Here is a 19,333-nt window from a genome sequence, read left to right as displayed (position 1 = left end):
TTGCGTCCCCGATGCGAACGAGGGCTGTCGTGATCGTCCGTGGTGACCCTGTCAGGACCATTTCCGCGGGGCTAGTGCCCTATGGGATGACCCACCACTGAAGAAGCGAAGGCATACGCGTGCGTACGTTCAGCCCCAAGCCCGGCGACATCTCGCGCCAGTGGCTCGTCATCGACGCCCAGGACGTTGTCCTCGGCCGTCTGGCGACCCAGGCCGCTGCCCTCCTGCGGGGCAAGCACAAGCCGACTTACGCCCCCCACATGGACATGGGCGACTTCGTCATCATCGTCAACGCCGACAAGGTTCACCTGTCCGGCAACAAGGCGGCCCAGAAGATGGCGTACCGCCACTCGGGTTACCCGGGCGGTCTCCGCAGCGTCCGCTACGACGACCTGCTCCGTGACAACCCGGAGAAGGCCGTGGAGAAGGCCATCAAGGGCATGCTCCCCAAGAACACCCTGGGTCGTCAGATGCTCTCGAAGCTGAAGGTCTACCGTGGTGCCGAGCACCCGCACGCTGCCCAGCAGCCTGTGGCGTTCGAGATCACCCAGGTCGCGCAGTAATTCCGGCCACCCCCTAAGACGTAGAGAATTCTGAGGAGAATCGTGGCCGAGACCACCGTCGAGACCCCCATCGAGGGCGACGAGACGTACGACGCTGTCACCACTTTCGAGTCCGAGGCGCCGGAGGGTGACTACACCTCCGAGTCCCTGGCCTCCCGCTTCGGCGACCCGCAGCCGGCCGCCGGCCTGGGCCGTCGCAAGAACGCCATCGCCCGCGTCCGGATCGTCCCGGGCACCGGCAAGTGGAAGATCAACGGTCGCACCCTTGAGGACTACTTCCCCAACAAGGTGCACCAGCAGGAAGTCAACGAGCCCTTCAAGGTGCTCGAGCTCGACAACCGCTACGACGTCATCGCCCGCATCGCGGGTGGCGGCGTGTCCGGCCAGGCCGGCGCCCTGCGCCTGGGCGTGGCCCGTGCGCTGAACGAGGCGGACGTCGAGAACAACCGCCCGGCCCTCAAGAAGGCCGGCTTCCTCTCCCGCGACGACCGTGCGGTCGAGCGCAAGAAGGCCGGTCTCAAGAAGGCCCGTAAGGCCCCGCAGTACAGCAAGCGCTAAACACCGCCTGCTGCTCTGCACGAATCCGCCCCGGCGGCACACCTTCTGTGCTGCCGGGGCGGTTCGTTTATCGCCACAAGCGACGTATATCTGGTTCAAGGCTGCAAACAACGCGGTTCCAGCGCTGATCTCGGAGGACACAGTGGGACGACTCTTCGGCACGGACGGTGTACGCGGTGTCGCCAATGCGGATCTGACGGCCGAGCTGGCGCTCGGCCTCTCCGTGGCGGCCGCGCACGTGCTCGGTGAGGCCGGCACGTTCGAGGGGCACCGCCCGACCGCGGTGGTCGGCCGGGACCCGCGGGCCTCCGGCGAGTTCCTGGAGGCCGCGGTGGTCGCGGGCCTCGCCAGCGCCGGCGTGGACGTCCTGCGCGTCGGTGTGCTGCCCACCCCGGCGGTGGCGTACCTCACCGGTGCGCTGGGCGCCGACCTCGGCGTGATGCTGTCGGCCAGCCACAACGCCATGCCCGACAACGGCATCAAGTTCTTCGCCCGCGGCGGCCACAAGCTGGCCGACGAGCTCGAGGACCAGATCGAGTCCGTCTACGAGGAGCACCGCACGGGCGCCCCCTGGGAGCGGCCCACCGGCGCCGGCGTGGGCCGGGTCCGGGACTACGACGAGGGCTTCGACCGCTACGTCTCGCACCTGATCGGCGTGCTGCCCAACCGGCTCGACGGCCTGAAGGTCGTGCTGGACGAGGCGCACGGCGCCGCCGCCCACGTCTCCCCGGAGGCCTTCTCGCGCGCCGGCGCCGAGATCGTCACCATCGGCGCCGAGCCGGACGGCCTCAACATCAACGACGGCTGCGGCTCCACCCACCTCGGGCTGCTCAAGCGGGCCGTGGTCGAGCACGGCGCGGCCTTCGGCATCGCCCACGACGGCGACGCGGACCGCTGCCTGGCCGTGGACGCCGAGGGCAACGAGATCGACGGCGACCAGATCCTCGCGGTGCTGGCGCTCGCCATGCGCGAGTCCGACCAGCTGCGCAAGAACACCGTCGTCGCCACCGTGATGTCGAACCTGGGCTTCAAGCTGGCGATGGAGGCCGAGGGCATCGAGCTGGTGCAGACCGCCGTCGGCGACCGGTACGTGCTGGAGTCGATGAAGGAGCACGGCTACGCGCTGGGCGGCGAGCAGTCCGGCCACGTGATCATCCTCGACCACGCCACCACCGGCGACGGCACCCTGACCGGCCTGCTGCTGGCCGCCCGGGTGGCCGCCACCGGCAAGTCGCTGGCCGAACTGGCCTCGGTGATGAACCGGCTGCCGCAGGTCCTCATCAACGTCCCGGACGTCGACAAGTCCCGGGTGGCCACCTCCGGCGACCTGGCCGCCGCGGTGGCCGACGCCGAGCGGGAGCTGGGCTCCACCGGACGGGTGCTGCTGCGCCCCTCCGGCACCGAGCCGCTCGTCCGGGTGATGGTCGAGGCCGCCGACACCGAGCAGGCCCGCGCGGTCGCCGGCCGGCTGGCGGACGCGGTGAAGTCCGCGCTGGGCTAGTCCGCACCGCGTGCGGGCCCCGCCTACGGGTCTTCGTACGCCTGGTCAGAAGTGCCGTGGCGCACCCGGGGGACGGGTCATCCGTCCCCGCTGGGTGCGCCACAGCACTTTGCCGGCCAGCAGCGTCAGGCAGCCGGCCAGCACGATGCCCAGCAGGTTCAGCAGCAGCTGCTCGGCCGAGCCCCACATCTGGGCGAACTCGCCGTAGCTCATGGCCACGGCCGCGTTGGCGGCGGCCGGCACGGTGGTCACCGAGATGGCCACGCCCACCAGCGCCCCGGCCTTCGCGGAGGTCAGCGAGAGCACCCCGGCCACCCCGGCGAGCACCGCGACCACGAAGGAGAACGGGTCGGGCTGCCAGATGAAGCTGGTGTTGGGCCGCGGGGCCTCGAGCATCCCCGGGTGGAACATGTCCAGGGCGTCCATCACCAGGCTGAAGAGCGTGGTGGCCACGATCGCCGCGGCGAAGCCCACCACCAGCGCCACCAGCGAGCGCACCGCCAGGCGCGGCCGCCGCTGCACCAGGCCGGTGCAGATCCCGGCCAGCGGGCCGAACTCCGGGCCCACCGCCATCGCGCCCACGATCAGGATGGCGTTGTCCAGCACCACGCCGCAGGCCGCGATCATCGTGGCGACGATCATGAACGCGGCGTAGGTGATGCTGAGCGTCGACTCCTCGTGGGTGGCCTCCGCCAGCTGCTCCCAGATCACCGCGTCCGCGCCCTCGCCCGGGGCCTCCTCCTCGGCCGCCTCGGCGCGGGTGGAGATCGACAGGTCGATGTTCTCCACGGCGATCGCGCCGTCCCGGTCGATGCCCAGCCCGCGCAGGCCGTGCAGCAGCTCGTCCCCGGCCTCCCGGGCGACGTCGCAGAGCACGATGTCCCCGGCCGGGTCGCGGGCGGCGCCCGTCAGGACCGCCACGTGGGTGGTCCCGACGGTCTGCTCGACCACCTCGAGCACGGCCTCCGTACGGTCCGCCGGCGTGATGATACGAAGATGCAGCATGGCCGCACCCTAAGGGGCGGACCGGTCAGAGCTTGCGGAGGCTGAGCCGCTGCACCTTGTGGTCGGGCCCCTTGCGGATGATCAGGTTGGCCCGGCCCCGGGTGGGCGCGACGTTCTCCAGCAGGTTCGGCCGGTTGATGGTCCGCCACATCGTCCGGGCGTAGTCCATCGCCTCGTCCTCGGAGACCTGCGTGTACTTGCGGAAGTAGGAGAACGGGTTCTGGAAGGCCGTCTCGCGCAGCTTGCGGAAGCGGTTGAGGTACCAGAGCTCGATGTCCTCCGGCCGGGCGTCCACGTACACGCTGAAGTCGAAGAAGTCGGCCAGCCCGACACGGGTGCGGCCGTCCTTGCCGGGCAGGGCCGGCTGCAGGACGTTGAGCCCCTCGACGATCAGGATGTCCGGGCGCCGCACGACCAGGCGCTCGCCGGGCACGATGTCGTAGATCAGGTGCGAGTAGACGGGCGCGGTGACCTCGTCCTTGCCGGCCTTGATGTCCGCGACGAACCGCGTCAGGGCCCGCCGGTCGTACGACTCGGGAAAGCCCTTGCGCGAGGTCAGACCGCGCTCCCGGAGCTCCTGCATCGGGTAGAGGAAGCCGTCGGTGGTGACCAGCTCGACCCGGGGGTGCTCGGGCCAGCGGGCCAGCAGGGCCTGGAGCAGTCGGGCGACGGTGGACTTGCCCACCGCCACCGAGCCGGCGACGCCTATGACGAAGGGGGTGCCCGGCTGGGCGCCGTGGCCGTTGCCGGCGTCGCCCAGGAAGGTGTTGAGGGCCCCGCGCAGGTTGCTGGTGGCCCCGACGTACAGGTTCAGGAGGCGGGAGAGCGGCAGGTAGACGTCGCGCACCTCGTCGAGGTCGATGACGTCGCCCAGACCGCGCAGCCGCTCGACCTCCTCGGCCGTCAGGGGCAACGGGGTGCGCTCGCGCAGGGCGCTCCACTCGGCACGGGTGAGGTCGACGTACGGCGAGCCCTCGGCCCGGCGCTGGGCGCTTCGTGGCGGCGAAGTGATCACAGGGTCATTGTCGGCGCTGCGGCCGGTCCGTGGGTGGTGGGCTCGGTCACGTGGCCGGGCGGTGGCGGGCCGGTGGCCGGTGTCCGCACGAACGGGTGCCGACACAGCCTTTTGGACCCCGGCGGCACGGGCCGCGTCAATAGGATCCCCTCCATGTGCGGAATCGTCGGTTACGTAGGAGCGCAGTCGGCGCTCGATGTCGTCATCGCAGGACTCAAGCGGCTCGAATACCGGGGGTACGACTCGGCCGGGGTCGCCGTGCTCGCCGACGGCGGGCTGGCCGCCGCCAAGAAGGCGGGCAAGCTGGTCAACCTGGAGAAGGAGCTGGTCAGCCGACCGCTGCCGGCCGGGTCCACCGGGCTCGGGCACACCCGCTGGGCCACCCACGGCGGACCCACGGACGCCAACGCCCACCCCCACCTCGACAACTCCGGCCGGGTGGCGGTGGTCCACAACGGCATCATCGAGAACTTCGCCGCGCTGCGCGCCGAACTGGCCGAGCGCGGCCACACCCTCCTCTCCGAGACCGACACCGAGGTGGTCTCCCACCTGCTGACCGAGGCCTTCTCCGCCAGCGGGGACCTGGCCGAGGCGATGCGCCAGGTCTGCCGCCGGCTCGACGGCGCCTTCACGCTGGTCGCGGTGCACGCCGACGAGCCGGACGTGGTGGTCGGGGCGCGCCGCAACTCCCCGCTGGTGGTCGGGGTGGGCGAGGGCGAGAACTTCCTCGCCTCGGACGTGGCCGCCTTCATCGCGCACACCCGCTCGGCCATCGAGCTGGGCCAGGACCAGGTGGTCGAGCTGCGCCGGGACGGGGTGACGGTGACCGACTTCCACGGCGCGCCCGCGCACGTCCGGGCGTACCACGTGGACTGGGACGCCTCGGCCGCCGAGAAGGGCGGCTACGACTACTTCATGCTCAAGGAGATCGCCGAGCAGCCCAAGGCCGTGGCCGACACCCTGCTCGGCCGGATCGACGGCAGCGGCACCCTCTCCCTGGACGAGCTGCGGATCCCCGACTCGGTGCTCCGCGAGATCGACAAGGTCGTCATCGTGGCCTGCGGTACGGCGTACCACGCGGGCATGATCGCCAAGCTGGCCATCGAGCACTGGACCCGGATCCCCTGCGAGACCGAGCTGGCCAGCGAGTTCCGCTACCGGGACCCGATCCTGGACCAGCGCACGCTGGTGGTGGCCATCTCCCAGTCCGGGGAGACCATGGACACCCTGATGGCGCTGCGGCACGCCCGCGAGCAGGGCGCGAAGGTCCTCGCGATCTGCAACACCAACGGCTCCACCATCCCGCGCGAGTCCGACGCGGTCCTCTACACGCACGCCGGGCCGGAGGTGGCGGTCGCCTCCACCAAGGCCTTCCTGACCCAGCTGGTCGCCTGCTACCTGGTCGCCCTGTACCTGGGGCAGGTGCGCGGCACCAAGTGGGGCGACGAGATCCACTCGGTGATCCGGGAGCTGTCCGACATCTCGGAGGCGGTGGACCGGGTGCTGGAGACCATGGAGCCGGTCCGGGCGCTGGCGCGCTCGCTGGCGGACAAGAACACCGTGCTCTTCCTCGGCCGGCACGTCGGCTACCCGGTGGCGCTGGAGGGCGCGCTCAAGCTGAAGGAGCTGGCGTACATGCACGCCGAGGGCTTCGCGGCGGGGGAGCTCAAGCACGGGCCGATCGCGCTGATCGAGGACGACCTGCCGGTGGTGGTCGTGGTGCCCTCGCCGCGCGGCCGCTCGGTGCTGCACGACAAGATCGTCTCCAACATCCAGGAGATCCGGGCCCGCGGGGCGCGGACCATCGTGATCGCCGAGGAGGGGGACGAGGCCGTGGTGCCGTACGCCGACCACCTGGTGCGCATCCCGGCCACGCCGACGCTGCTCCAGCCGCTGGTGGCGACCGTCCCGCTCCAGGTCTTCGCCTGCGAGCTGGCCACCGCCCGGGGCAACGAGGTCGACCAGCCGCGGAACCTGGCGAAGTCGGTGACGGTGGAGTGAGCGGAGCGAGTGGAGCCGGTCGCCGACCGGTGGGCGCAGTGGTGACGGTGGAGTGAGCGTAGTTTCTCCTCCATGAAGAACACGAGGTGCCGACGGTGATCGTCGGGGTGGGGATCGACGTCGCGGAGATCGACCGGTTCGAGGAGGCGCTGGCCCGGACGCCCGGGATGGCCAAGCGGCTGTTCCTCGAGCGGGAGCTGATGCTGCCCAGCGGCGAGCGGCGCGGCATCGCCTCGCTCGCCGCCCGGTTCGCGGCGAAGGAGGCGCTGGCCAAGGCGCTGGGCGCACCGCCCGGACTGCTGTGGACGGACGCCGAGGTGTACGTCGAGGACACCGGGCAGCCCCGGCTGCGGGTGTCCGGGACGGTGGCCGCGCGCGCCCAGGCGCTCGGGGTGCGGTCCTGGCACATCTCGCTCAGCCACGACGCCGGGGTGGCATCCGCGGTGGTGATCGCGGAAAGCTAGTCCCCATGCGTACCGCTTACAGCGTGGAGACCGTACGGGCCGCCGAGCGCGAGCTGATGGCCCGGCTGCCCGAGGGCGCCCTGATGCAGCGGGCGGCGGCCGGACTGGCCGCCGCCTGCGCGGGGCTGGCGGGGAAGGTGTCCGGGGCCCGGGTGGTCCTGCTGGCCGGGCCCGGGGACAACGGCGGCGACGCGCTGTACGCCGGGGCCCGGCTGGCGCGGCGCGGGGCCGGGGTGCGGGTGGTGCCGATGGACCCGGCGCGGCTCCACGAGGGCGGGCTGCGGGCCCTGCTGCGGGCCGGCGGCCGGGTCGTGGACCGGGTGCCGGACGGCGCCTGCCTGGTGGTGGACGGCCTGCTCGGGATCGGCGGCCGGGGCGGGCTGCGGCCGGCCGCGGCCGCGCTCGCGGAACAGGCCGCCCGGGCCCGGGGGGCGGGGGCCCCGGTGGTCGCGGTGGACCTGCCGAGCGGGGTGGACGCGGACACCGGCGAGATCGCGGGCGAGGCCCTGACCGCCGACGCCACCGTCACCTTCGGGGCGTACAAGCCGGGGCTGCTGGTGGACCCGGGGGCCTCGCGGGCCGGGGCGGTGCGGCTGGTGGACCTCGGGCTGGCGCTGCCCGCCGCGCCGGAGCTCGAAGCGCTCCAGTACGCGGACGTGGCCCGGCTGCTGCCGGTGCCGGACGCCTTCAGCGACAAGTACCGGCGGGGGGTCGTCGGGATCGCGGCCGGCTCGGCGCGCTACCCCGGGGCGGCGGTGCTGGCGGTGGCCGGGGCGCTGCGGGGCGGAGCGGGGGCGGTGCGGTACGCGGGGCCGGCCGGGGCGGACGTACTGGCCCGGTACCCGGAGGTGCTGATCGGGGACGGCCGGGTGCAGGCCTGGGTGGCCGGGCCGGGGATCGGCGAGGAGCGCGACGGGGCGGCCCGGGCGCTGGCCTCGTCCGTGCCGGTGCTGCTGGACGCGGACGGGCTGCGGGGGCTGACCCCCGAGGCCGTCCGCTCCCGGTCCGCCGAGACGCTGCTGACCCCGCACGCGGGCGAGGCGGCGGCGCTGCTGGGGGTCTCCCGGGCGGAGGTCGAGGCGCGGCGGGTGTGGGCGGTGCGGGAGCTCGCGGCGCGGTTCGGGGCGGTGTGCCTCTTGAAGGGGGCGACGACCCTGGTGTGCGGGCCGGCCTCGGGGACGGTCCGGGTGAACCCGACGGGGTCGCCGTGGCTGGCGACGGCCGGTAGCGGGGACGTGTTGGCGGGGGTGGCGGGGGCCTTGCTGGCCGGTGGCCTCTCCGCGTACGACGCGGCCTCCGTTGGGGCGTACGTGCACGGGCTTGCGGCGCGGCTGGCTGCCGGTGGTGCGCCTCTGCTCGCGCACGAGGTGGCCGAGGCCTTGCCGCGGGCGTGGCGCGAGGTCCGTCGCCCCTGACCGCCGGTGGGCGGTGCCGCTGCGCGGAGCCGGTCCCCTACCCACCCTTCCACCGTTCCCCGGGGCTCCGCCCCGGGCCCCGCGCCTCAAACGCCGGCGGGGCTGCACATGCAGCCTCGCGGAGCCGTACGTGCCGGGGCCCGGGGACGGCAAGGGCGGATGAGAGACTGGGCGGGATGAACACGACACCGTCGCGCGTACGCGCCGAGATCGATCTGGCCGCCGTGCGGGGGAACGTCCGCGCACTGCGCGACCGCGCGCCCCGGGCCGAGCTGATGGCCGTGGTCAAGGCGGACGGCTACGGGCACGGCGCCGTGCCCTGTGCCCGCGCCGCGCTCGAGGCCGGCGCCGGCTGGCTCGGCACCGCCACCCCCGAGGAGGCCCTGGCGCTGCGCGCGGCCGGCATCACCGCCCGTACGCTCTGCTGGCTGTGGACCCCCGGCGGGCCCTGGCGCGAGGCGGTCGAGGCGGACCTGGACGTCGCGGTCAGCGGTCTGTGGGCGCTGCGCGAGGTCACCGCCGCGGCCCGGGCGGCCGGCCGTACCGCCCGGGTGCAGCTCAAGGCCGACACCGGCCTCGGCCGCAACGGCTGCCAGCCCGCGGACTGGCCGGAACTGGTCCAGCAGGCCCTCGCCGCGCAGAGCGAGGGCACGATCCTCGTCACCGGCCTGTGGTCGCACTTCGCCTGCGCCGACGAGCCGGGCCACCCGTCCATCGCCGCTCAGCTCACGCTCTTCCGCGACATGGTCGAGTACGCGGAGAAGGAAGGGCTCGAGCCGGAGGTGAGGCACATCGCGAACTCGCCCGCCACGCTCACCCTGCCCGAGACGCATTTCGACCTGGTGCGCACCGGCCTGGCCGTGTACGGGGTCTCGCCGGCCCCCGAGCTGGGCACCTCCCGGCAGTTGGGGCTGCGTCCCGCGATGTCCCTCAAGGCCTCGGTCGCGCTGGTCAAGGCCGTGCCGCCGGGGCACGGGGTGAGTTACGGACACCACTACGTCACCGACCGCGAGACCAACCTGGGCCTGATCCCCGCCGGTTACGCCGACGGGATCCCGCGGCACGCCTCCGGCCGGGGCCCGGTCCTGGTCGGCGGCAAGGTGCGGACGGCGGCCGGCCGGGTGGCCATGGACCAGTTCGTGGTCGACCTCGGCGACGACACGGTGGCCACCGGCGAGGAGGCCGTGCTGTTCGGCCCCGGCGACGCGGGCGAGCCCACCGCCGAGGACTGGGCGCAGGCCTCGGGCACCATCGCGTACGAGATCGTGACGAGGATCGGGGCACGGGTCCCGCGGGTCTACCTGAACCCCTAGGCAGAGGTGGGAGCGTGAGCGAGAACTGGCGCAAGGCCGGCCTGGCCGGCGCCGCGATCGGCGTCATAGCCGCCGGGGCGGCCGCCGGCGTGGCCGTGGAGCGGCTGACGGTCGGCCGCGGCATGCGCGCGCGGGCCCGGCTGGCGCTGGACGCCTCGGGTCCCTACGGTTCCCTGCGCGGCACCCCCGGCACGGTCCGCGCCGACGACGGCACCGAGCTGTACTACGAGGTGGACGAGGTCCCCGAGGGCTCCGCCAAGCGTCCGCGCTTCCGCCGCAAGCCGGCTCCGACCGTGGTGTTCAGCCACGGCTACTGCCTCAACCAGGACTCCTGGCACTTCCAGCGGGCCGCCCTGCGCGGGCTGGTCCGCACGGTCCACTGGGACCAGCGCAGCCACGGCCGTTCGCAGCGCGGGCTGGACCAGGCCGACGAGGTGCCGCTCTCCATCGACCAGTTGGGCCGGGACCTGAAGGCCGTCATCGACGCGGCGGCCCCGGAGGGCCCGCTGGTGCTGGTGGGCCACTCCATGGGCGGCATGACCGTGATGGCGCTGGGCGAGCAGTTCCCCGAGCTGCTGCGGGAGCGGGCCGTCGCGGTGGCCTTCGTGGGCACCTCCAGCGGGGGCCTGTCGGAGGTGACCTTCGGGCTGCCGGCGGCCGGGATGAACGTGGTGCGCCGGGTGCTGCCGGGCGTGCTGCGGGCGCTGGGCTCGGAGGCGGAGCTGGTGGAGCGGGGCCGGCGGGCCACCGCGGACCTCTTCGCCGGGATGATCAAGCGCTACTCCTTCGCGTCGAAGGACGTGGACCCGGCCGTGGCCCGGTTCGCCGAGCGGATGATCGAGGCCACCCCGATCGACGTGGTCGCGGAGTTCTACCCGGCCCTCCAGGAGCACGACAAGACGACGGCCCTGGGCGCCTTCGCGCACCTGCCGGCCCTGGTGCTGGCGGGCGAGCAGGACCTGATCACCCCGGCCGCGCACAGCGAGGTGATCGCGGCGCAGCTGACCGACCGGGAGCTGGTGCTGCTGCCGGAGGCGGGGCACCTGGTGATGCTGGAGCACCCGGAGACCGTCACCACGCACCTGGCCGGGCTGCTGGCGCGGGCCGGGGTCGTCCCGGCAGGGACTAACGTTGGCGCGTATGGAAGCACCGCACATCCGGCCCGCTGAGGCCGCCCCGGAGCCGGCCGCCGGTTCCGTCGTCCGCGTCACCGTCGACTCGCCCGAGCGGATGCAGGAGCTCGGCCGGGCCCTCGCGGGGCTGCTGCGCCCCGGCGACCTCGTCCTGCTGACCGGTGAACTGGGCGCGGGCAAGACCACGCTGACCCGCGGCCTGGGCGAGGGGCTGGGGGTGCGCGGGGCGGTGACCTCGCCGACCTTCGTGATCGCCCGGGTGCACCCGTCGCTGGTGCAGGGACCCCCGCTGGTGCACGTGGACGCCTACCGGCTGGGCGGCGGCCTCGACGAGATGGAGGACCTGGACCTCGACGTCTCGCTGCCGGACTCGGTGGTGGTGGTCGAGTGGGGCGACGGCAAGGTCGAGGAGCTGTCCGACGACCGGCTGCACGTGGTCATCGCGCGCGCGGTGGGCCACGAGGAGGTCCTGGACGACACCCGCGAGGTGACGGTGACCGGCCTCGGGGCGCGCTGGCAGGACGCGGGTCTGGGCAAGCTCGCGGAGGTCTGACGCCCGGGCTCAGGCGGCTTCGGGTGGGGCCGGGGTCGGGTCGTCCTCGGATTCGTGGCGGCGGGCCGTGGTGGGCGGGGGCGTGGAGACGGCGGTGGCCGCGGCGCAGGAGGCCAGCAGGTCCCGGACCGACGGGCCCGTGGCGGTGGTGCGCCGCGGGATGCGGGGGAGTTCGTCGCGCTCTGCTGCGGGCATGGGTCGCCTCCTGGGGCCCGGGGACGCCGTCGTCAGGGCGTAGTTAGGTATACCTAACAAGCTCTCGCTCACCATGTCACCACGGACCCGGGCGACTGCGCAACAGGTTGCCGACGGCTTGTCGGGAAGAGTGGCCGGACATGTGCCCCAGGAGGGCGCTTCCCGGGCGGGCCGGATCCGCGCCGGGGCATGCGGAAGCCCCCGCGGGGCCGGGCCGGCCCCGCGGGGGATCGTTCGTACGGGTGATGTGGCGGCTGGACCGCCCGGTCCGCTCGCGCGGACGGTCGGAACTAGTCGACGACCACGATCTTCGAGCCGATGGTGGCGAAGGCCCACATCGCGTCGGCGCCGGCCCGGCTCATCCGGATGCCGCCGGTCTTCTTGGACGTGTCCGGCTGCGGCATCTTGCCGTCGACCCGGGCGCTGAAGCCCACCGCCACGCCGTTGACGCCGGTGAAGCGCACGACGTGCTCGATCGGCACCCCGTCGGAGCCCTTGACCTGGCCCGAGCGCGAGGTCACGGAGTAGGTGCCGGGCGTCGGGTGGACCGTCGAGGGCATCACGACGAAGGTCTGGGTGCTGCCGGCCTCGGCGACCAGCCAGACCCGCTTCCCGGCGACCGAGTAGACCACCCGCACGCCGGTGCCGGACTTGGCGGGCACCGCCGTCGAGTCCTTCTTGCCGGTGCCCGGGCCGATGGCGGCGGGGGCGCTGGGGGAGACCGACCGCTCGGGGGTCGCGGCCCGCATCGCCGGGGCGCTGGCCTGGGCCTGGAAGGCGAGGAAGCCGACGGCCGCGACCGCCGCGGCGGTGAGCCCGGCCACGATTCCCGAGCTGCTCCGAGCCACCCTGTCCCACCTTCGCGTCGTACGCCGTCCGTCCTGGGGTGACGGTAGCAGTCGGGGTGCCCCGGGGCGGGGCCGCCATGGGCCGCGCCCCCGGAGTCGTAGGCTGTTCGCGTGCTCTTGCTCGCTGTGGATACCGCCACCCCCGCCGTGACCGTCGCCCTGCACGACGGCCAGTCCGTCGTCGCCGAGTCGAACCAGGTCGACGCCCGCCGCCACGGGGAGCTGCTGCTGCCCTCCGTCGACAAGGTGCTCGCCGAGGCGGGGCGCACGCTCGACGCCGTCACCGGCGTGGTCGTCGGCGTCGGTCCGGGCCCCTACACGGGCCTGCGGGTCGGCCTGGTCACGGCCACCACCTTCGCCTCCGTGCTGGGCGTCCCGGTGCACGGCCTGTGCACCCTGGACGGCCTGGCCTACGCGGCCGGACTGGCGGGCCTGGAGGGCCCCTTCACCGTCGCCACCGACGCCCGCCGCAAGGAGGTCTACTGGGCCAGGTACGCGGACCCGCGCACCCGCCTGACCGAGCCCTCGGTGGACCGGCCGGCCGACATCGCCGACGAGGTCGCCGCCCTGCCCGCGGTGGGCGCCGGCGCGCTGCTCTACCCGGAGGTCTTCGGGGACCCGCGCGGCCCCGAGCACCAGTCGGCCGCCGCGCTCGCCGCGCTGGCCGCCGAAAAGCTGGCCGCCGGCACCGACTTCCTGCCCCCGCAGCCGCTCTACCTGCGCCGCCCGGACGCGCAGGTGCCGAAGAACTACAAGGTGGTCACCCCCAAGTGACCCCGCACGCGACCCCGGCGGCGGCCGTCCTGCGCGAGATGCGCTGGTGGGACATCGCGCCGGTGCTGGAGCTGGAACACGAGCTCTTCCCGGAGGACGCCTGGTCCGCGGGGATGTTCTGGTCCGAACTGGCCCACGCCCGGGGCCCCGCCGCCACCCGGCGGTACGTGGTAGCCGAGGCCCCGGACGGCCGGATCGTCGGGTACGCGGGCCTGGCCGCGGCCGGTGACCTGGCCGACGTGCAGACCATCGCCGCGGCCCGCGACCAGTGGGGCACCGGCCTCGGCGGCCGGCTGCTCACCGAACTGCTGCGCGCCGCCACCGCCTTCGAATGCGCCGAGGTACTGCTGGAGGTACGGGTGGACAACACCCGCGCCCAGCGCCTGTACGAGCGCTTCGGCTTCGAACCCATCGGCTTCCGGCGCGGCTACTACCAGCCCGGCAACGTCGACGCGCTCGTGATGCGCCTCGCCGACCCCGCACACTCCCTGAGCTCCGTGAGAAGTGAGATCCATGGCTGACGAACCCCTCGTCCTCGGCATCGAGACCTCCTGCGACGAGACCGGCGTCGGCATCGTCCGCGGCCACACCCTGCTGGCCGACGCCGTCGCCTCCAGCGTCGACGAGCACGCCCGGTTCGGCGGGGTGGTGCCCGAGGTCGCCTCCCGCGCGCACCTGGAGGCGATGGTCCCCACCATCGAGCGGGCCCTCAAGGAGGCCGGGGTCTCGGCCCGGGACCTCGACGGCATCGCGGTGACCGCCGGCCCCGGCCTCGCGGGCGCCCTGCTGGTCGGCGTCTCGGCCGCGAAGGCGTACGCGTACGCCCTAGGCAAGCCGCTGTACGGGGTGAACCACCTGGCCTCGCACATCTGCGTGGACCAGCTGGAGCACGGCCCGCTGCCCGAGCCGACCATGGCGCTGCTGGTCTCCGGCGGGCACTCCTCGCTGCTGCTGGCCCCCGACATCACCTCCGACGTCCGGCCGCTGGGCGCCACCATCGACGACGCGGCCGGCGAGGCCTTCGACAAGATCGCCCGGGTGCTGCACCTCGGCTTCCCCGGCGGCCCGGTGATCGACCGGCTCGCCAAGGAGGGCGACCCGAACGCGATCGCCTTCCCGCGCGGGCTGACCGGCCCCCGGGACGCCGCGTACGACTTCTCCTTCTCGGGCCTCAAGACGGCCGTGGCGCGCTGGATCGAGGCCAAGCGCAACGCGGGCGAGGAGGTGCCGGTGCGGGACGTGGCCGCGTCCTTCCAGGAGGCCGTGGTGGACGTGCTCACCCGCAAGGCCATCCGCGCCTGCAAGGACGAGGGCGTGGACCACCTGATGATCGGCGGCGGCGTGGCCGCCAACTCCCGGCTGCGCTCGCTGGCCCAGGAGCGGTGCGACGACGCGGGGATCGTGCTGCGGGTGCCCCGCCCCAAGCTGTGCACGGACAACGGCGCGATGGTCGCGGCCCTCGGCGCGGAGATGGTGGCCCGCGGCCGGGCCGCCTCCGACTGGGACCTGTCGGCGGACTCCTCGCTGCCGGTCACCGATCCGCACGTCCCGGGCACCGGCCACGGCCACGGTCACTCCCACGACCACGACCACGTGCACGAGCTGAGCAAGGACAACCTCTACTCATGAGCACGATCGCCCTGATGTGGGAGGCGCGGGCGGTGGCCGGCCGGGGCGCCGAACTCCTCGAGTGGGCCCGGGCCCGGGTGCTCGCGGCGCAGCCGCTGCGCCGGGAGGTGCTGCGCGCCCCGGGCGACCGGGTGCTGGTCATCACCTGGTGGGCGGCGGAGCCCGGCGACGAGCTGCCCGAACTCCCGGAGCCCGCGGCGGATCTGATCACCCGCCCGGTGCACCGGTGGCGGTTCGAGTCGATGGGCACCGACTGAGCTCCGGCAGGTCCTGACTCCCCGGTACGACCGCTAAGTTGGGCCCATGCCCCGCCGTGACCTGCCGCCACCGCCGCCGTCCGCGCAGATACAGGCGTGGCCGGACGCGACCGCGCTGCGCGCCGACCGGGCTTACGCACTGGGGGAGTTGGGGCGCCGGGCCTTCGGCTTCGGGCGGCTGCTGCTGCTCTGGGGGGTGGCCGCGCTCTTCGCGCTCGGCTGGTCCTTCCTCGGCATGGCGCTGATGTCCTTCGAGAAGGGCGGTACGGAGAACATCCTGGGGCTGTTCTCCGTCGCGCTCGGCGCGGGCGTCCTGGTGCCCGGCGGGTTCGCGCTGGCCGCGGGGGTCCGCCGGGAGCGCGCGGAGCGGGCGCTGCTGTACGCCTGGGCCCGGTCGGGGCGCGATCCGGTGACCGACCCCGGGCACCGGGCGCCGGTGCGCAGCCTGGTGTGGCTGCTCTCCTCCTGCGCGGTCAGCGGGCTGGGCCTGTGGCTCAGCTTCGGGGCGGCGCCGGCCGGGGCCACCGACGGCGAGCGGGCCTACTGGGCCGGGCTGGGCACGGTCCTGTGGCTCACCGGCCTGACGGGCGTGGCCAAGGCCTGGTGGCACTACCGGTGGGCGCTGCGGGCCTTCGCCGGGCCGGCGGCCCGGGGCGGTACGACGGTGCCGGCCGGCCGGGCGGCACCCGAGGGGCCGCGGCGGGCGGTCGTGCCGGCCCCGCCGGCCGGCGGGCCGGGGGCGGCGGTCCGGCCGGGCGCTACGGCCGGGCCGGGTGGCCGATCAGCATCGACGGAGCACCGGCCACCCGCGTCAGGATGACGGTCGCGGAGTTCGGCCCCTGCGGTTTGACCTTCTTGCGCAGCTCCTCCGGCTCCACGGCGGAGCCGCGCTTCTTGACGGTGAGGATCCCCACCTCCCGCTCGCGCAGCAGGGCCTTGAGCTTCTTCAGGTTGAACGGCATGACGTCGGTGATCTCGTACGCGGTGGCGTGCGGGGTCGGCCGGAGCTCGTCGGCGGTGATGTACGCGATGGTCGGGTCGATCAGCCGGCCGGCCAGCTCGGCGGCCACCTCGGCCACCAGGTGCGCCCGGATCACGGCCCCGTCGGGCTCGTAGAGGTACCGGCCCACCGGGCCCGGCTCCGGGTCGGGCAGCGGGTCGGCGGTGCGCAGCGAGACCGGGCCGGGCAGCAGGGTGGCGCGGACCGCGCCGGGGTCGGTGCCGAACCAGAGCACGGCCTCCTTCACGTCCCCGCCGTCCGAGATCCACTCGGCCTCGGCCGCTGCCGGCACGGCCTCGTGGGGGATGCCCGGGGCGATCTTGACGGCCGCGTACTTCGCGGTACCGGCCGCGCGGACCGCCCAGGACAGCGGCGGGGAGTACGCCTCGGGGTCGAAGGTGCGGCCCCGGCCGCCGCGCCGGGCCGGGTCGAGGAAGACCGCGTCGTAGCCGGTGGTGTCGACCTCGGTGACGTCCGCCTCGCGGACCTCGATCAGCTCGGTGAGCCCCAGCGCCTCGGCGTTGGCCCGGGCCACCGCGCAGGTCAGCGGGTCCCGGTCGACGGCCAGGACCGCGATGCCCGCCCGGGCCAGGGCCAGCGCGTCGCCGCCGATGCCGCAGCACAGGTCGGCCACGCTGCGCACGCCCAGGGCGGCGAACCGCTGTGCGCGGTAGCCGGCGACGGAGGCGCGGGTGGCCATCTCCACCCCGGCGGGGGTGAAGTACATCCGGAAGGCGTCCGCCGGGCCGAACTTGGCCGCGGCCCGCTGGCGCAGCCGGGCCTGGCCCAGGGCCGCCGAGACCAGCTCGGCCGGGTGCTCGCGCCGCAGCCGGGTGGCCGTGGCCAGCTCCTTCGCGGGTTCGTGGTCCCGCAGCGAGTCGAGCAGGGCGCGGCCCTCGTCGGTCAGCAGGGCGGCGAAGGAGTCGAGGTCGTTCACCGGTTCATTGTCGGCCAGCCGGAGGAAGGTCCGCGCCCCGCCGAGGTGTCGTACCGGCTGCGGGCCCTCGAAGTGACAAGATCCGGCGCCATGCAGCTAGTAGGAAAAAAGGAACAAATCGCCCCGTATGCGGGTGAGGTGCGCCCCCGCGGGGCGCGTGGTCGCGCGGGCGTCGTCCTCGCCGCGCTCCTGGTCGCGGCCTGCGGTACGGCCTGCGGCAGCTCCGGCCCGGACGCCGCCGGCGGCGCGGCCGGCCACGGCGCCAAGGCGGCCCCCGGACTCGCGGGCCCCGCCGGCGTGCAGGCCCGGAAGGCGGCCGAGGCGGCCCGGCTGCGCCAGGCCGAGCAGGCCCGGATCGCCGCGGCGAAGCGGTGGGGGCTGGCGAAGACCCCGCTGCTCGCGCCCGCCGCGCCCAAGGTCAAGCCGGAGATCACCTTCCGCAAGGGCTTCGAGGTGGAGGACGGCGACGACCTGCCGCCGATCTTCACCACCGTCCCGACCAAGGACCGGGTCGTCTTCCTGACGATCGACGACGGGGCCGAGAAGGACCCGGAGTTCCTGCGGATGATGAGCGAGCTGAAGATCCCGTACACGGCCTTCCTCAGCGACTACCTGGTCCGCTCGGACTACGGCTACTTCAAGAAGATGCAGGACCTCGGCGTCACGCTGAACAACCACACCCTCAACCACCGCTACCTGCCGGCGCTCTCGTACGAGAAGCAGCGCCAGGAGATCTGCGGTCAGCAGGACACCATCGAGAAGCAGTTCGGCAAGCGGCCGGAGGTCTTCCGCCCGCCGTACGGCAACTACAACGAGGACACCCTGCGCGCCGCGAAGTCCTGCGGCATCAAGTACGCCCCGCTGTGGAACGCCGAGGCCTTCACCGACCACATGGAGTGGCGCGAGTGGGACCGGGACCTGCACCCCGGCGACATCATCCTCACGCACTTCCGGGGCCGGGAGGACTGGAAGGGGACCATGCCTGACATGATCCGTCAGGTCATGAAGACCGTCACGGACAAGGGCTACGCCGTGGCAAAGCTGGAGGACTACCTGTGAGCAAGGCGCGCCGGCTGGTGGCCGGGACGGTGGCGGCCGGTGCGCTGGCGGTGGCGCTCGCCGGGTGCGCGCAGAGCGTGGACCCGATCGAGCGGCTGGGCCGCAAGGCCACGGAGGGGGTGCACGGCAGCCGTTCGCCGGCCCCCTCCGCCGCGCCCTCGCCGGCCTCGCTGGCGTACCGCAAGTGGGGGCTGGCCAAGCCGCTGGTCTTCGCCCCGCGGCCGGACCGCAAGCCGCGGCTGCCGGCGGCGGGGCCCGGGCGGGTGCCGGTGGTGGACCGAATACCCGTGCCGGCCGGCCGGAAGATCGTCTTCCTGACGTACGACGACGGGGCCGAGAAGGACCCCGCCTTCCTGCGCATGGTGGCGGACCTGAAGCTGCCGATCAGCATGTTCCTGACCGACAGCGTGGCCGGGCCGGGGTACGACCACTTCGAGCGGATCCGGCAGCTCGGGCCGGGCAGCGCGGTGAACAACCACACGCTGACCCACCCGAACCTGCGGACGCTGGGGTACGAGGCGCAGCGGGCCGAGATATGCGGCCAGCAGGAACGCCTGACGAAACGATTCGGTACGGCGCCGCGGCTGTTCCGGCCGCCGTACGGCAACTACAACGACGACACGTTGCGCGCCGCGAGGTCCTGCGGGCTGTCGGCGGCGGTGCTGTGGCGCGTGACGATGCAGATACACGACCTCCGGTACGCGGAGGGCGCCGGCCTGCGGCCGGGGGACATCGTGCTGGCGCACTTCCGGGGGCGGGCGGAGCTGAAGGGCTCCACGATCACGGAGATGACCACGGCGATGCTGCGCCGCATCCAGTCCCAGGGCTACGAAATAGCCCGCCTGGAGGACTACCTCTGACTCGGCCCCGGCCACTTCCCGGGTGCCCCGGCCCACCTTTTGCGCTGCGGCCGGGCACCTCCAGCCTCGGCCCACCCTTTGCGCTGCGGCCGGGCAATTCCAGCCTCGCCGGCGATTGAGGCGCGGGGTCCGGGGCGGCGCCCCGAATCCTGGGCCCCGCCCACCCTTTGGCACGGCCCCGCCGGGGACAACTCCAGCCCCGCCGGCGATTGAGGCGCGGGTTCCGGGCCCGCGCCCGGCCGCTGCGCGGAGC

Annotated in this window: 21 protein-coding genes; 16 read left to right on the top strand and 5 right to left on the bottom strand. The window is 73.8% G+C overall.

Going from position 1 to position 19,333, the window contains the following annotated elements; all coding sequences use genetic code 11:
- Positions 1 to 119 precede the first annotated feature (119 nt).
- The 3 genes from rplM (at position 120) to glmM (ending at position 2,622) form a co-directional block, all read left to right on the top strand.
- Complete coding sequence (gene rplM, locus AB0O40_RS18015) at positions 120 to 563, top strand: 50S ribosomal protein L13 (RefSeq protein WP_365042021.1); 444 nt, start codon at positions 120 to 122, stop codon at positions 561 to 563.
- A 42-nt stretch (positions 564 to 605) separates the two neighbouring features.
- A complete protein-coding gene (gene rpsI / locus AB0O40_RS18010) occupies positions 606 to 1,121 on the top strand; it encodes a 30S ribosomal protein S9 (protein ID WP_365042018.1) in 516 nt (171 codons plus the stop codon).
- Positions 1,122 to 1,263: 142 nt separating this feature from the next.
- The gene (gene glmM, locus AB0O40_RS18005) at positions 1,264 to 2,622 is read left to right on the top strand and encodes a phosphoglucosamine mutase (RefSeq protein WP_365042015.1); all 1,359 of its coding nucleotides are present in this window, start codon (positions 1,264 to 1,266) and stop codon (positions 2,620 to 2,622) included.
- A gap of 45 nt (positions 2,623 to 2,667) precedes the next feature.
- Here glmM and AB0O40_RS18000 read toward each other — a convergent pair whose 3' ends face one another.
- On the bottom strand, positions 2,668 to 3,627 hold the full coding sequence (locus AB0O40_RS18000; protein WP_365042012.1) for a DUF389 domain-containing protein: 960 nt from the start codon (positions 3,625 to 3,627) through the stop codon (positions 2,668 to 2,670).
- Positions 3,628 to 3,652: 25 nt separating this feature from the next.
- On the bottom strand, positions 3,653 to 4,642 hold the full coding sequence (gene coaA / locus AB0O40_RS17995) for a type I pantothenate kinase (protein ID WP_365042009.1): 990 nt from the start codon (positions 4,640 to 4,642) through the stop codon (positions 3,653 to 3,655).
- A 153-nt stretch (positions 4,643 to 4,795) separates the two neighbouring features.
- Here coaA and glmS point away from each other — a divergent pair, with 153 nt between their 5' ends.
- The 6 genes from glmS (at position 4,796) to tsaE (ending at position 11,521) form a co-directional block, all read left to right on the top strand.
- Positions 4,796 to 6,643 (top strand): glutamine--fructose-6-phosphate transaminase (isomerizing), encoded by a 1,848-nt coding sequence (gene glmS, locus AB0O40_RS17990; RefSeq protein ID WP_365042006.1) that lies wholly within the window; start codon positions 4,796 to 4,798, stop codon positions 6,641 to 6,643.
- Positions 6,644 to 6,738: 95 nt separating this feature from the next.
- The gene (locus AB0O40_RS17985) at positions 6,739 to 7,107 is read left to right on the top strand and encodes a holo-ACP synthase (RefSeq protein ID WP_365042135.1); all 369 of its coding nucleotides are present in this window, start codon (positions 6,739 to 6,741) and stop codon (positions 7,105 to 7,107) included.
- A gap of 5 nt (positions 7,108 to 7,112) precedes the next feature.
- Positions 7,113 to 8,522, top strand: a complete 1,410-nt coding sequence (locus AB0O40_RS17980) for an NAD(P)H-hydrate dehydratase (protein ID WP_365042003.1) — start codon at positions 7,113 to 7,115, stop codon at positions 8,520 to 8,522.
- Positions 8,523 to 8,698: 176 nt separating this feature from the next.
- On the top strand, positions 8,699 to 9,835 hold the full coding sequence (gene alr, locus AB0O40_RS17975; RefSeq protein WP_365042000.1) for an alanine racemase: 1,137 nt from the start codon (positions 8,699 to 8,701) through the stop codon (positions 9,833 to 9,835).
- Positions 9,836 to 9,849: 14 nt separating this feature from the next.
- On the top strand, positions 9,850 to 11,004 hold the full coding sequence (locus AB0O40_RS17970; RefSeq protein ID WP_365041997.1) for an alpha/beta hydrolase: 1,155 nt from the start codon (positions 9,850 to 9,852) through the stop codon (positions 11,002 to 11,004).
- A complete protein-coding gene (tsaE, locus tag AB0O40_RS17965) occupies positions 10,976 to 11,521 on the top strand; it encodes a tRNA (adenosine(37)-N6)-threonylcarbamoyltransferase complex ATPase subunit type 1 TsaE (protein ID WP_365041994.1) in 546 nt (181 codons plus the stop codon). Before AB0O40_RS17970 ends, tsaE begins: the two co-directional genes overlap by 29 nt.
- A gap of 9 nt (positions 11,522 to 11,530) precedes the next feature.
- On the opposite strand, the gene AB0O40_RS17960 is transcribed toward tsaE, so the two are convergent.
- Together AB0O40_RS17960 and AB0O40_RS17955 are read right to left on the bottom strand one after the other, a co-directional pair.
- A complete protein-coding gene (locus AB0O40_RS17960; RefSeq protein ID WP_365041992.1) occupies positions 11,531 to 11,716 on the bottom strand; it encodes a hypothetical protein in 186 nt (61 codons plus the stop codon).
- 290 nt (positions 11,717 to 12,006) lie between these two features.
- A complete protein-coding gene (locus tag AB0O40_RS17955; protein ID WP_365041989.1) occupies positions 12,007 to 12,564 on the bottom strand; it encodes a hypothetical protein in 558 nt (185 codons plus the stop codon).
- A 111-nt stretch (positions 12,565 to 12,675) separates the two neighbouring features.
- Here AB0O40_RS17955 and tsaB point away from each other — a divergent pair, with 111 nt between their 5' ends.
- From tsaB to AB0O40_RS17930, 5 genes are read left to right on the top strand one after another with little or no spacing between them, the layout of a single operon-like run.
- Positions 12,676 to 13,338, top strand: a complete 663-nt coding sequence (gene tsaB, locus AB0O40_RS17950) for a tRNA (adenosine(37)-N6)-threonylcarbamoyltransferase complex dimerization subunit type 1 TsaB (RefSeq protein WP_365041986.1) — start codon at positions 12,676 to 12,678, stop codon at positions 13,336 to 13,338.
- A gap of 38 nt (positions 13,339 to 13,376) precedes the next feature.
- Positions 13,377 to 13,859 carry a ribosomal protein S18-alanine N-acetyltransferase gene (gene rimI / locus AB0O40_RS17945; protein WP_365042132.1) on the top strand — a complete coding sequence of 161 codons (483 nt, stop codon included), beginning with the start codon at positions 13,377 to 13,379 and terminating at the stop codon, positions 13,857 to 13,859.
- Positions 13,852 to 14,967 (top strand): tRNA (adenosine(37)-N6)-threonylcarbamoyltransferase complex transferase subunit TsaD, encoded by a 1,116-nt coding sequence (gene tsaD / locus AB0O40_RS17940; RefSeq protein ID WP_365041983.1) that lies wholly within the window; start codon positions 13,852 to 13,854, stop codon positions 14,965 to 14,967. Before rimI ends, tsaD begins: the two co-directional genes overlap by 8 nt.
- Entirely contained in the window at positions 14,964 to 15,224 is a 261-nt protein-coding gene (locus AB0O40_RS17935; protein WP_365041980.1) for a hypothetical protein, read from the top strand. Before tsaD ends, AB0O40_RS17935 begins: the two co-directional genes overlap by 4 nt.
- Before the next feature lie 46 nt (positions 15,225 to 15,270).
- The gene (locus tag AB0O40_RS17930) at positions 15,271 to 16,044 is read left to right on the top strand and encodes a hypothetical protein (protein ID WP_365041977.1); all 774 of its coding nucleotides are present in this window, start codon (positions 15,271 to 15,273) and stop codon (positions 16,042 to 16,044) included.
- On the opposite strand, the gene AB0O40_RS17925 is transcribed toward AB0O40_RS17930, so the two are convergent.
- Positions 15,983 to 17,179: a methyltransferase domain-containing protein gene (locus tag AB0O40_RS17925; RefSeq protein ID WP_365042129.1), complete on the bottom strand. Its 1,197-nt coding sequence runs from the start codon at positions 17,177 to 17,179 to the stop codon at positions 15,983 to 15,985. The genes AB0O40_RS17930 and AB0O40_RS17925 overlap by 62 nt on opposite strands.
- A gap of 72 nt (positions 17,180 to 17,251) precedes the next feature.
- On the opposite strand from AB0O40_RS17925, the gene AB0O40_RS17920 reads away from it, so the two are divergent.
- On the top strand, positions 17,252 to 18,220 hold the full coding sequence (locus tag AB0O40_RS17920; RefSeq protein ID WP_365041974.1) for a polysaccharide deacetylase family protein: 969 nt from the start codon (positions 17,252 to 17,254) through the stop codon (positions 18,218 to 18,220).
- Positions 18,217 to 19,080, top strand: a complete 864-nt coding sequence (locus AB0O40_RS17915; RefSeq protein WP_365041971.1) for a polysaccharide deacetylase family protein — start codon at positions 18,217 to 18,219, stop codon at positions 19,078 to 19,080. The genes AB0O40_RS17920 and AB0O40_RS17915 overlap by 4 nt, the downstream gene beginning before the upstream one ends.
- The last annotated feature ends 253 nt before the right edge of the window (positions 19,081 to 19,333 follow it).

Origin of the sequence: Streptomyces sp. NPDC089919 (assembly GCF_040684615.1) — a bacterium.
Taxonomy (GTDB): Bacteria; Actinomycetota; Actinomycetes; order Streptomycetales; family Streptomycetaceae; genus Streptomyces.
This window is presented reverse-complemented; position numbering and strand designations above follow the sequence as displayed.

Bases quoted from the DNA above. Each gene is read 5' to 3' on its own strand.
- AB0O40_RS18000 (WP_365042012.1), bottom strand. From the start codon at position 3,627: ATGCTGCATCTTCGTATCATCACGCCGGCGGACCGTACGGAGGCCGTG.
- glmS (WP_365042006.1), top strand. From the start codon at position 4,796: ATGTGCGGAATCGTCGGTTACGTAGGAGCGCAGTCGGCGCTCGATGTC.
- AB0O40_RS17980 (WP_365042003.1), top strand. From the start codon at position 7,113: ATGCGTACCGCTTACAGCGTGGAGACCGTACGGGCCGCCGAGCGCGAG.
- alr (WP_365042000.1), top strand. From the start codon at position 8,699: ATGAACACGACACCGTCGCGCGTACGCGCCGAGATCGATCTGGCCGCC.
- tsaE (WP_365041994.1), top strand. From the start codon at position 10,976: ATGGAAGCACCGCACATCCGGCCCGCTGAGGCCGCCCCGGAGCCGGCC.
- AB0O40_RS17960 (WP_365041992.1), bottom strand. From the start codon at position 11,716: ATGCCCGCAGCAGAGCGCGACGAACTCCCCCGCATCCCGCGGCGCACC.
- rimI (WP_365042132.1), top strand. From the start codon at position 13,377: ATGCGCTGGTGGGACATCGCGCCGGTGCTGGAGCTGGAACACGAGCTC.
- tsaD (WP_365041983.1), top strand. From the start codon at position 13,852: ATGGCTGACGAACCCCTCGTCCTCGGCATCGAGACCTCCTGCGACGAG.
- AB0O40_RS17935 (WP_365041980.1), top strand. From the start codon at position 14,964: ATGAGCACGATCGCCCTGATGTGGGAGGCGCGGGCGGTGGCCGGCCGG.
- AB0O40_RS17930 (WP_365041977.1), top strand. From the start codon at position 15,271: ATGCCCCGCCGTGACCTGCCGCCACCGCCGCCGTCCGCGCAGATACAG.
- AB0O40_RS17920 (WP_365041974.1), top strand. From the start codon at position 17,252: ATGCAGCTAGTAGGAAAAAAGGAACAAATCGCCCCGTATGCGGGTGAG.